This is a genomic window from Sorangium sp. So ce836 (assembly GCF_028553905.1).
GTDB classification, from domain to species: Bacteria; Myxococcota_A; Polyangia; order Polyangiales; family Polyangiaceae; genus Sorangium; species Sorangium cellulosum_D.
The window spans coordinates 5,715,009-5,726,706 of sequence record NZ_CP102233.1 but is presented as its reverse complement, the minus strand read 5'-3'; the positions used below and the strand labels follow the sequence as shown (position 1 = coordinate 5,726,706).

Below are 11,698 nucleotides of genomic sequence, written 5' to 3'. Positions count from 1 at the left end.
GCGCGCCGCGCGCGGCTCACGACACGGACTGCGGCTCCGAGAGCGCGACGACCACGCGGCGGGCGCCCTCGAACGGCTCCCGGCCGTGCGCGACGGTCATGTTGTCGAGCAGGAGCACGTCGCCGCGCGCCCACGGGAACAGGATCCTCTCGGCGTCGTAGGCGTCCAGGATCGTCCGCACGTCCGCCGGATCGATCGGTGAGCCGTCTCCATAGAACGTCTGGAAGGGCAGCCCGTCCTCTCCGTAGGTCGACACGAGCGCCTGCCGCACGTCGGCCTCGCGCGCGGCGAGGTGGAAGAACGCCGCGTGGTTGAACCAGAGCCGCTCTCCCGTGATCGGGTGGCGCTGCACCGCGGGCCGGACCGCGACGGTGCGCAGCCGCTCGCCGTCGAGCCACTCGACCTCGATCGCGTGCGCCTTGCAGTACGCCTCGACCTTGGCCCGGTCGTCCGTATAGAACGCCTGTTGCCAGGTCAGCCCGACACCCGCGTTGTAATTGCGCACGTACCGCACGCCCCTCGCCTCGAAGCGAGCCTGGATCTCCAGCGGGATCCGCGCGAGCACGCGGCGGACATCGCAGATGGGCGTCTCGCCGCGCCCCCCGGGCGCGGTGATACAGCAAAAGAAGATCTTCCGCGGCCACGTGAAGCAGTAAGCCCCCTCGTTGTGCATGTCGATCGTCTGGTGCTGCGGGTAGAACGTCGAGGCGTAGACCCGCTTCGCGCCCGCCTCGGCCCGGGGCGTCGACTCGTCGCCGGGCGCGTCGAGCGGATCGCCGTCCGACGCCGCGGCCACGACCTCGGCGAAGCGCTCTGGCGCGTCGACGCCGAAGCCGCGGAAGAGCAGCGCCCGGTGCTCCAGGAGCAGCGCGTCGACGCGCGGCCGGTGCGCGCGGATCCACGCGGCGAGATCCACGTAGCCCGCCGCGGCGGCGGGGCTCGCGACGGCGAGCACCGAGCGCGCCTCGCTCCACGGGCGGACGTCGACGAGCGCCGCGCCCGACAGGACCACTTCTCGACGACGATCGCCGCGGAGCGGCCGATTGGAGATGCTCATGACGAATTCCCGGAGAGATAGAGTTGCCCGTCACCGCGCCTCGCGCGCCTGCCCGTCGCTTCCATGATCACAAGAGCGGGAGCGAGCGGCGGTCATCCAGCCGCTCGGGCGCCGGGCGCGACGTCGAGAGCTGCTGGATGAGATCGCCGAGCAGCCACTCGAGCAGCGACTCCCCGGCGGGGGTGAGCGACAGGACCGCCCCGGCGCTCGTGAGCAGCCCCCAGTCGACGTACCGCGCGGTCGACGCGGCGAACCGCTGCACGAGCGCGTCGTCGAACGACGCGCGCAGCTCGGCGAGATCGACCGGGCGGTTCGATTTCCAGAGCGCGAGGACCAGGATGTACATCCGCTCCAGCGGCCCGAGCTCGTACTTCGTGCCGATGGGCAGCGAGCGGGCGTTCACGCGCGCGATGTACTCTTCCTTGTCGTCGACGTTGATATAGAAGTGGCCAGGGCCGTAGTTCTGCACGTGCGGCCCGAACGCAACGCACGGGGTCTGCTTCTCCCACCGCTCGCGGTAGACCTTTGTGTCGGCGACCTTCGGCTTGAGGAACCAGCCGACGAGGTTCTCGCGGTATCCGGCGCTCTCGAGCAGCGCCTTCGCCTCGGCGCGCATCACGCGGCACTCGACCTCGCTCGGGAAGGCGCCCGGGTCGGCCTCGTACTCGCGCACGAGCGGCGGATCGTCGCGGACCTCCAGGCGATAGAGCGTGATCGACGGCGTCTCCAGCGCGATCGCGGTCTCGACCGACTCCAGGAACTCGGCGCGCGTCTGCGTCTTGAGCCCGTACAGGAGGTCGATGTTGACCGACGGGATGCGCGCGATCGCCTCGCGCAGCACGTCCATCGCCTTTTCGCGCGAGAACGTGCGCGCGACCATGCCGAGGAGCCGGTCGTTGAACGCCTGCACGCCGATGCTCAGGCGCGTGGCGTACCGCTCAAGCACGTCGAGCTTCTCGCGCCCGAGCGTGCCGATGCTGGCCTCGACGCAGACCTCGGCGTCCGGCGTCAGGCGGTAGCTCGTGAAGAACGCGAGGTGCTCCTCCAGCATGTCGCGCGGGAGGACCGTCGGCGTGCCGCCGCCGAAATAGATCGAGGGCACGCTCTTTTCGCGCAGGCCGCAGAGCTCGTCCATGAGCCGCGCGTGGGCCCGCTCCGCCTCGAGCAAGCGCTGCATCTCCGAGCGCTTATCGATCTTCCCCCAATAATAACAGTACGTACACTCCTCGACGCACCACGGCACGTGGGCGTAGAGCGCCACGCTCGGGGTGCTCGCATAGAGCGACCGGAGCCAGGGGAGCGCGGCGTCGTCGTACCGCGAAGGCCGCGAGCAGGCCTTGACCACGTCCTCGAAGATCCTGAACCGGAACTGCCGCGCAGTCCGCTGCTCGAAGAAATCACCCGGGAGACGACCCATTCCCAGTCGCTCCAATACGGTCCTATCGGCCATCGTCCATTCCTCTCTTCACCGCTCGTCCGCCGCGTTGCACGGGTCGTCGGGCGTTAAGGTTTCTCGAGATGAGGCCCGTCCACGCGCGCCTCATGAGTCGCGGATCGCTCCCGCTCGGGCGATCGCTTGCGCAGCTGGCCGGCGCGCTGCCGGAACGCCTCGGCCTCCTCCTTGCGCAAAGCCGCGTCCTCCTGGCGAACGAACGCGGCGAGCTCGACGACCGAGGCCCGGGGTCGCTCGACCACCGCGGAGAGCAGCCGCAGGAAGACCCTCGGCAATCGCGCGACCGCCGCCGCGTCGAAATGGCTCCGGCGAAACTCGAAATATCCGCGCAGGCCGCCCTCCTCCGTGGGCCACAGGAGGATGGAGAGATCGAACGGGACGATCGGCGGGTAGAGCGGGATCAGGTCGGCGCGGAGGCCCGGCACGATGACGGCGGCCTTCGGCGTGTTCTGCAGGGCGAGCCAGACGCGGAACAGCGGGTGCTGGGCGACGTCGCGCTCGCGCCGGAGCTCGTTCACCACGAGGTCGAACGGGACGTCTTGCCGGGCGAACGCGTCGAGCGCGGTCTGCCGGCTGCGCGCGAGGAGCTCGGCGAACGTCGGCTCGCCGGAGACGTCGACGCGGAGCACGACCGGGTTCACGAGCAGGCCGACGAGCCCCTCCAGCTCGGGACGCCGCCGGTTCGCGAGCGGCGTGCCGACGGGGATGTCGGTGTCGCCCGTGAACGCGTGGACCAGCACGTCGAGCGCCGCGAGCAGCGCCATGAAGAGCGTCGCGCCCTCGGCGCGCGCGAGCTCCTCGAGCGCCCGCGCGAGCGCCGGCGCGACGCCCACCTCCTCGCTCACGCCCGCGCGGTCCTCGCGGCCCTGCGCCTTCCGCCCGTCGTTCGGGAGGCCCAGCGCGAGCGGCAGGCCGCGCAGCCGCTCGCGCCAGAAGTCGAGCTGCGCCGGGTCCACGGGCGCCTCCTGCTGCCAGGCCGCGTAATCGCCGTACTGCAAGGCCGGCTCGGGCAGGGCGGCGCCGGCGTAGAGCGCGAGGAGCTCCCGCACCAGCACGCCCATCGACCAGTCGTCCGACGCGATGTGGTGGAGGGTCATCACGAGCACGTGCTCGCGGGCGTCGACCCGGAAGAGCGCGGCGCGCAGGAGCTGCCCGGTCGAGAGGTCGAACGGCCGCCACGCCTCGGCCGCGATCGCGCCCTCCAGCGATCGCGACCCGCCCCGCAGGTCGATCACGACGAGCGGCGCGGCCGGCGCGGGGCGCACGACCTGGACCGGCTCGCCGTCGACCGACACGAGCGCGGACCGCAGCGACTCGTGGCGCGCGAGCAGGCCGGCGACGGCGCGCTCGAGCGCGGGCACGTCGAGCGCGCCGGTGAGGCGCACCGCCGTCGGCACGTTGAACATCGCGGTGCCCGGCGTGAGCTGCTCGAGGAACCACATGCGCCGCTGGGCGTGCGAGAGCGGCGCGCGATCGATGCGGCGCCGCGGTATCGCCGGCGCCCCGGCGGGCGCAGGCACCGCGGCCGGATCCGCGGCGGGCGAGAGCGGCGCGGCGCCCCCCGCGGAGGCGGCCGCCCTCGAGGCGAGCGCCTCGACCGCGGGCGCGAGCGCCGCGATCGTGGGCCGGTCGAACAGGAGCTGCAGCGGGACCTCGACGCGGAGCGCGCGCTGCGCGCGGGCGACGACCTGCGTCGCGAGGAGCGAGTGCCCGCCGAGGTCGAAGAAGTTGTCGAGCACGGAGACCTCGCCGGCGCCCAGCACCTCGCGCCAGATGCCGGCGAGCAGGGCCTCGGTGGGCGTGCGCGGCGGGACGCGCGGGGCCGCCGAGTCACCCGCCGTCGGGTCCGGGGGCGGCAGGGCCGCGCGGTTCACCTTGCCGTTCTGCGAAAGCGGCAGCGCCCCCAGGGCGACCACCGCGGACGGGAGCATGGCGCTCGGGAGGCGCCCCCGGAGCGAATCACGCAGGTCCGGCGGGAGCGACGCGCCCGGCGCCGGCACCACGTACGCGACCAGCCGCGGGTGCCCCGGGGCGTCCTCGCGCAGCATCACCACCGCCTGCTGCACGCCCGGCAGGGCCTCGAGCGCGGCCTCGATCTCCCCGAGCTCGATCCGGTGGCCGCGCAGCTTGATCTGGTGGTCGGTGCGCCCCTGGAACTCGAGCGTCCCGCCCGGGAGCCAGCGCGCGAGATCGCCGGTCCTGTAGAGCCGCTCGCCCGGCATGCGCGCGAACGGGTGCGGCACGAACCGGAGCGCCGTCTGCTCGGGGCTGTTGCCGTAGCCGCGCGCGAGCGGGACGCCGCCGATGTACAGCTCGCCCGTCACGCCGAGGCCCACGCGCCGCATGCCGGCGTCGAGCAGGACGATCTCGCCGTTCGCCACGGGCTCCCCCATCGAGACGACCGAGCCGGCCTCGCCCCGCGGCAGCGAGCACCCGGTCACCGCGATCGACGCCTCGCTCGGGCCGTACATGTTGATCAGGTCGGCGTGGGCCGCCGCCGCGAAGAAGCGCCGGGTCAGCTCGGCGGGGACGGCCTCGCCGCCGACGAGGACGCGGCGGAGGCTCGCCGGGAAGGCGCCCGGCGCGTCCGCGAGGAACGCCGAGAGCATCGACGAGACGAAGTAGGCGATCGTCACCCCGTGCCGCTCGATGGTGCGGCGGAGGTACGCCGGGTCGCGGTGGCCGCCGGGGCGCGCCACGACGATCCGCGCGCCGGCGAGGAGCGGCCAGAAGACCTCCCAGACCGAGACGTCGAAGCCGAACGGCGCCTTCAGGAGCATGCGGTCGCCCTCGCCGAGCGGCCACCGCTCCTGCACCCAGCCCATCTGGTTCACGATCGCGCGGTGCGACGTGAGCGACGCCTTCGGCCGGCCCGTCGAGCCCGACGTGTAGATCACGTACGCGACGTTGTCCGGGAGCGCGCGCGGGGCCGGGCGCGCGCCGCTCGCGCGCGCGATGGCGGCGGCGTCGCCGTCGACGCAGACGACCGCGCACCCGCCGGTCGGGAGCTCGTCGGCGATGGCCTCGTCCGTGACCAGGATGCGCGCGCGCATCTCGCGGAGCATGTGCTCGACGCGCTCCGCAGGGAGCTCCGGGTCGATCGCGAGGTAGCCAGCCCCCGCCTTGACCACGCCGAGCACCGCGATCACGAGCTCGATCGAGCGCTGCAGGCAGACGCCCACGATGGTCTCGCAGCCAACGCCCATCGACGCGAGGTGATGGGCGAGCTGGTTCGATCGGCGCTCGAGCTCGGCGTAGCCGATCGAAGCGTCGTCGTGCTCGACCGCGACGGCATCGGGGGTGCGCGCGGCCTGTCGGGAGACGAGCTCGTCGAGCGTCGCCGGCTCGCGCTCGCGCACGGGCCCGCGGGCCAGCGCGTCGAGGCGGGAGAGCTCGCGCGGGCCGAGGTACGCGCGTTGGTCGACCGGCTCGGCGGGGCGCGCCGTGAGCTCGGCGAGCAGCGTCGCGAAGCGCTCGCCGAGGCGCGCCGCGTCCTCGTCGCTGGCCACGGACGCGTCGACCTCCAGCTCGAACGCGACGCCCTCGGGCGTCTCGGAGCAGAGGAGCTGCGCGGCGAACGGCTCGGTGGTCACGCGGTGCGACGCGAGCGCGAGCCGGAGCCCCGCGGCGGCGCGCGGCGGCGCCGCCTTCCGGAACGAGAAGCCGAAGGCCCCGAGCGGGAGCGCGTCGGGCACGTAGTCCTGCAGGGCGCGGGCCTCGCGCTCGGCGCGGGCGACCCGCGCCGCGAGGCCCGCGAGCGGCTCGCCGCGCGACGGCGCGACGCGGAGCGGGACGTACCGCTCGTACGGCCCGCACGCGGCCCCGAGCTCCGGGTGCGTCCGCCCGTCGAACAGGGTCGCCACGGTCACGCCGGCAGGGTCCTCGCCGCTCGACCGCCACAGGACCGCCGCCCAGGCGGCGAGGCACGCGACCGGCAGCGGGACGGAAGCGGCCTCCGCGGCCGCGCGCAGCCGCGGCTGGACGGCAGGATCGACGGCGATCGCGGCGCGCCGCGGCCGGAAGCCCGGCCGGGCGTCTGCCGGCGGCGCGAAGAGGAGCGCCGCCGCGGGCGCGTCCGGGAGGCGCTCGCGCGCCCAGAGCGCCTGCGCCTCGGCCGCGTGGCGGGACTCCAGGAGGCCGTCCTGCCAGTCGGCCACGTCGGCGTACTGCCGCGCCGCGGCCGACGCGGCCTCGTCGGCGAGCGGGGCGCCGCGCCCGAGGGCCACGGCGAGCTCGGCGACGATGTTCTCGAGCGAGGCGCCGTCGACGCAGAGCGCGGGGGCGCTCAGCACGAGATCGTGGCGCTCGGGGGATCGCCGGACGAGGGCGGCGCGGAGGGGCGGGTCGCCGAGCGGCTCGCTCGCGGCGCGGGCCAGCGCGGCGCCTGCGCCGCCGGGGTCCGCCTCGACGCGGAGGTCGACGCGCGGCCCGCCGACGATCTGGACCCCGGGCGCGCCGTCGGGCAGCTCGAACGTCGTCCGCAGGATCTCGTGCCGCGCGACGACCTCGCGCAGCGCGGACGCGATCCGCCGCTCGTCGCACGGCCCGTCGATGGTCACGTGCGCGACGGCCCGGTACGGCGACGGCTCCGCGGCGCCGCGCGACCGCGCCGCGAGCCGCCGCTGCTGCGGCGAGAGCGCGAACCCGCCTGTCTCGAGGGTCTCTGTCATGGCTCCTCTCGGCCGAGGGCCTGCCCCTCGGCGCCCTGGGTGGACGGCCTCACGGCGCGGCGCCGGGCGCTGCCGAGCCGCGCGAGCTCCGCGCCGCGGGCGCGCTCGAGCTCGCGGGCCCTGCGCTCCTCGACGCCGGCGTCGATGTGCTCCCGGAGCTCGGCGAGCGTCGCCTCCGGGCGCGAGGTCGCGCGCTCGAGCGCCCGCGCGTAGTCCTCGAGGAAGTCGCGCACGGTCTCCTGCCGGTAGAACTCGGTGCTGTACTCGACGCCGAAGACGAAGCCGGACGTCCCCTCGGCGACCGTGAGCACGAAGTCGAACGGCGCCGCCTCGGCCTCGACCTCGAGCGCCTCGAGCACGACGCCGTCGAGCTCGACGCTGGGAACGCGCACGTTGCGCATCACGAACTTGGCGTCGAAGAGCGGCGCCTGGCCGGCGACGCGCCGCGGCCGCAGCGCCTCGACCAGCCGGTCGAACGGCAGATCCTGGTGCTCGAACGCCGCGAGGGTCACGTCCCTGACCCGGCGCACGAGCGCGGTGAACGCGGGATTTCCGCTGAAATCGGCGCGGATGACGAGCTGGTTGACGAAGAAGCCGATCATCCCCTCCGTCTCGATCCGGTTGCGGTTCGCGACGTCGGTCCCGACGACCATCTCCTCGACCCCGGTGCGCTGGTGGAGCAGCGCCTTGTAACAGGCCAGGAAGATCATGAACGGCGAGACCCCCTCGCGCCGCGCGAGGCCCCGCACGCCGTCGGCCAGCGCCGCGGGCGCCGGGAGGCTCTCGCGCGCGCCGCGCCAGGTGCGCGCGCCCGCGGGGGCGTGGTCGGCCGGGACGCGCACGCGCGGCAGATCGCCGGCGAGCTTCCCCCGCCAGTAGCCGAGCTCCGCCTCGAGCCCCTCGCCCGCGAGCCACGCGCCCTGCGCGGCCGCGAAGTCGACGTACTGGACCGGGAGCTCCGGCAGCGGCGAGGCCAGCCCCCGCGTGAACGCGCGGTAGAGCGCGCCGAACTCGGCGACGAAGACGCCGACCGACCAGACGTCGAACACGATGTGGTGCACGACCAGCACCACGATGTGCTCGCGCTCGGCGCGCCGGATGACGTGCGCGCGGAGGAGCGGGCCCGAGGCCAGGTCGAAGACCTCGAGCGCCTCCGCGGCGATGGCGCGCCGGGTCTCGGCCTCGAGGTCCGCGCCCGAGAGGCGCGCGAGGTCGGACACCCGCCACGGCACCGACGGCGCGGGCGCGACGACCGGCACCGGGCGGCCCTCGACCGCGGCGAAGGTGGTGCGCAGCGCCTCGTGGCGACGGCAGATCTCCTCGAGGCTCCGGCGCAGCGCCGCGAGATCGAGCCGCCCGGCCGCGCGGACCGCGAACGAGACGTTGTACGCCGGGCTGCCCGGCTCGAGCTGGTCGAGGAACCAGAGGCGCTGCTGCGCCGATGACACCGGCAGCCGCCCGCCGCGCGGGATGGGGACGATCGGCGGCAGCGCGCTGCGGGCGGCCCCGGCGCCCTGCCGCCGCTCGATCTCCGCGGCGAACGCCTCGATCGTCGGCCCCTCGAAGAGCGCGCGGACGGGCACGTCGACGCCGAGCCGCGCGCGCACGCGGGAGACGAGCTGCGTCGCCATCAGCGAGTCGCCGTGGAGCGCGAAGAAATCGTCGGTCACGCCGACGTCCTCGACGCCGAGGATCTCGGTCCAGACGCGCGCGAGCAGCCGCTCCATCTCGGTGCGGGGCGCGACGCGATCGGCGCGCCCCTCGGCCCGCGCGCCGCGACCGTCGGCGCCGCCCGAGGGCGCGGCGGCCGGCGCGCCCGCGCCGCCCTCGTGGCGCGCATCGTCGACGGCGGCGGGCGCCCGGGGCCCGCGCGCGAGCGAGACCCAGTGGCGCGTCCGCTCGAACGGGTACGACGGGAGCGGCACGCGGCGCCGGCCCTCCCCCTCGTGCAGGCGCTGCCAGGCGACCGGACAGCCGGCCTCCCACAGGCGGCCGAGCGCCTCGAGCGCCTGGCGCTGCTCGCTCGATCCAGCCTCGCGCTCGCTCCGCAGCCCCTCGATCCCGAGCGCCGATGGCAGGGTGCGCCGCGCGAGCGCGGTGAGCGAGCGGCCCGGACCGACCTCCAGGAAGACCGCGTGCCCCTCGGCGCGGAGCGCCTCGATCCCCTGCGCGAAGCGGACCGGCGCGCGCAGGTGCCGGGCCCAGTAGTCCGGATCGACGGCCTGCTCGTCCGTGATCGGCGCGCCGGTGACGTTGGAGATGAACGGCACGCGCGGCGGCCGGAGCGCGGCGCGGCGGACGCGCGCGCGGAACGGCTCGACCGCGCCGTCGAGCAGCGCCGAGTGGAACGCGTGCGACGTCTCGAGCCGGCGCGCGAACACCCCCTGCGCCTCGAGCGCCACCTGGACCCGATCGATGGCGCCGGACGGCCCCGAGAGCGCGACGAGCCCCGGCGCGTTCCACGCGGCGATCTCGACCCCGTCGCGGAGGAAGGCCTCGATCCGCTCGGCCGGCGCGCCCACCGCGAGCATCGACCCCGGGGGCATCGCCTGGGTCAGCCGCCCGCGCTCGATCACGATCGCCACCGCGTCCTCGAGCGTCACCACGCCGGCGAGGCACGCCGCGACCCACTCGCCGAGGCTGTGCCCGAGCATCGCCGCGGGCTCGACGCCCCACGACATCCAGAGCCGCGCGAGCGCGACTTCGACCGCGAAGAGGACCGGCTGCACGCGCTCGGTCGCCGTGAGGCGCGCGCCGTCGCCGTCGCCCGCCTCGAAGGCGACGCGCACGAGATCCATCCCGGCCACGTCGCCGGCGATCCGCGCGCACGCGTCGAAGGCCCGCCGGAACTCGGGCTCGGTCGCGTACAGCCCGGCGCCCGCGCCGAGGCGCTGCGAATGCTGCCCGGGGAACAGGAACACGGCCCCCCGCCCCGCCGCGGCGGGCGCGCCCTTCCGCGGGGCGCGGAGGGCCTCGCGGGCCTCGTCGAGCGAGGCCGCGACGATCGCGCGGCGATGCGCGTGCTCGCGGCGGCCGACCTGCAGCGTGAACGCCGCGTCGGCCAGGTCGAGCGAGGGGCGGGCGTCGAGGTGGGCCGCGAGCGCGCCGCACGCGGCGTCGAGGGCGCGGTCGCTGCGGGCCGACAGCGTGAGCACGCACGCGGGCCGGCGCCACGGCGCCGCGGCCGGGGCGGCCGGCGGCTCCTCCAGCACGACGTGGGCGTTCGTGCCGCCGATGCCGAACGAGCTCACGCCCGCGCGCCGCACCGGCTTGCCCGCGGGCCAGGGCCCGGCCGACGTGGGCACGAAGAACGGGGTCGACCCGAAATCGATGTGCGGGTTCGGCGCCTCGAAGTGGACGCACGGGGGGACCACCCCCTCGCGGACGACGTGGATCGCCTTGATCAGCCCGGCCACGCCGGCCGCGGCGTCGAGGTGGCCGACGTTGGCCTTGAGCGCCCCGAGCGCGCAGGAGCCGACCGCGTCGGTGCGCCGCCGGAACGCGGTCGTCAGCGCCTGGATCTCGACCGGATCGCCGAGCAGCGTGCCGGTGCCGTGCGCCTCGACGTAGCCGATCGAGCCCGGATCGACCCCCGCGACGCGGTGCGCCTCGGTGATGACGGCGGCCTGCCCGGAGACGCCCGGCGCGCTGAAGCTCGCCTTCCTGCCGTCGTTGTTGACGGCCGAGCCGCGGATCACGGCGTGGATGCGGTCGCCGTCGGCGAGCGCGTCGGCGAGGCGCTTGAGCACGACCAGGCCGACGCCGCTGCCGGCGACCGTGCCCGCCGCGCGCGCGTCGAACGCGCGGCAGCGGCCGTCGGGCGACATGATGCCCCCGGGCACGTGGACGTGGCCGCCCTTCTGCGGCACCGCGACCGAGACCCCGCCGGCCAGGGCCACGTCGGTCTCGAAGCCGAGCAGGCTCTGGCACGCGACGTGGACCGCGACGAGCGACGTCGAGCAGGCGCTCTGCACGAGCACGCTCGGCCCGCGGAGGTCGAGCTTGTACGAGACGCGCGTGGTCAGGTAGTCCTTGTCGTTCGCCAGCGTGAGGGCGCGCAGCCCGACGGCCGCGACGAGATCGGGGCGCGAGACGACCTGGAGCAGGTACGCGCCCGGGCCGCACCCGCCGAAGACGCCGATCGCCCCCGGATAGCGCGCCGGGTCGCAGCCGGCGTGCTCGAGCGCGCTCACCGCGCACTCGAGGAAGAGCCGGTGCTGGGGGTCGATGAGCTGCGCCTCGCGCGGCGGGATCTCGAAGTACGCCGCGTCGAAGTCCTCGATTCCATTCAGCAATCCGCCCGCACAAACGACGGAGACGACGGGGGCGCCCGGCGCGTCCGGCAGGGCGGCGTGCGCCTCGCGCTCGTGCTCCGGGAAGAACGTGATCGACTCGACCCCGTTCACCACGTTGGCCCAGAGCGCGTCGACGTCGTCCGCGCCGGGGAAGCGCCCCGCCATGCCGATGACGGCGACGGCGCCGCCCAGGTCCTCGTGCTCGTCTCCGGGTGCCATCGCG

4 protein-coding genes are annotated in these 11,698 nt (G+C 75.1%); all 4 read right to left on the bottom strand.

Annotated features, from left to right (window positions below; translation table 11 throughout):
- Positions 1-16: 16 nt before the first annotated feature.
- Positions 17-1,057 carry a TauD/TfdA family dioxygenase gene (locus NQZ70_RS20660; RefSeq protein ID WP_237245466.1) on the bottom strand — a complete coding sequence of 347 codons (1,041 nt, stop codon included), beginning with the start codon at positions 1,055-1,057 and terminating at the stop codon, positions 17-19.
- A gap of 67 nt (positions 1,058-1,124) precedes the next feature.
- On the bottom strand, positions 1,125-2,474 hold the full coding sequence (locus NQZ70_RS20655; RefSeq protein ID WP_165374075.1) for a radical SAM protein: 1,350 nt from the start codon (positions 2,472-2,474) through the stop codon (positions 1,125-1,127).
- A gap of 86 nt (positions 2,475-2,560) precedes the next feature.
- Positions 2,561-7,180 carry a non-ribosomal peptide synthetase gene (locus NQZ70_RS20650; RefSeq protein ID WP_129575740.1) on the bottom strand — a complete coding sequence of 1,540 codons (4,620 nt, stop codon included), beginning with the start codon at positions 7,178-7,180 and terminating at the stop codon, positions 2,561-2,563.
- Entirely contained in the window at positions 7,177-11,694 is a 4,518-nt protein-coding gene (locus NQZ70_RS20645) for a type I polyketide synthase (protein ID WP_165374074.1), read from the bottom strand. Before NQZ70_RS20645 ends, NQZ70_RS20650 begins: the two co-directional genes overlap by 4 nt.
- Positions 11,695-11,698: the final 4 nt, after the last annotated feature.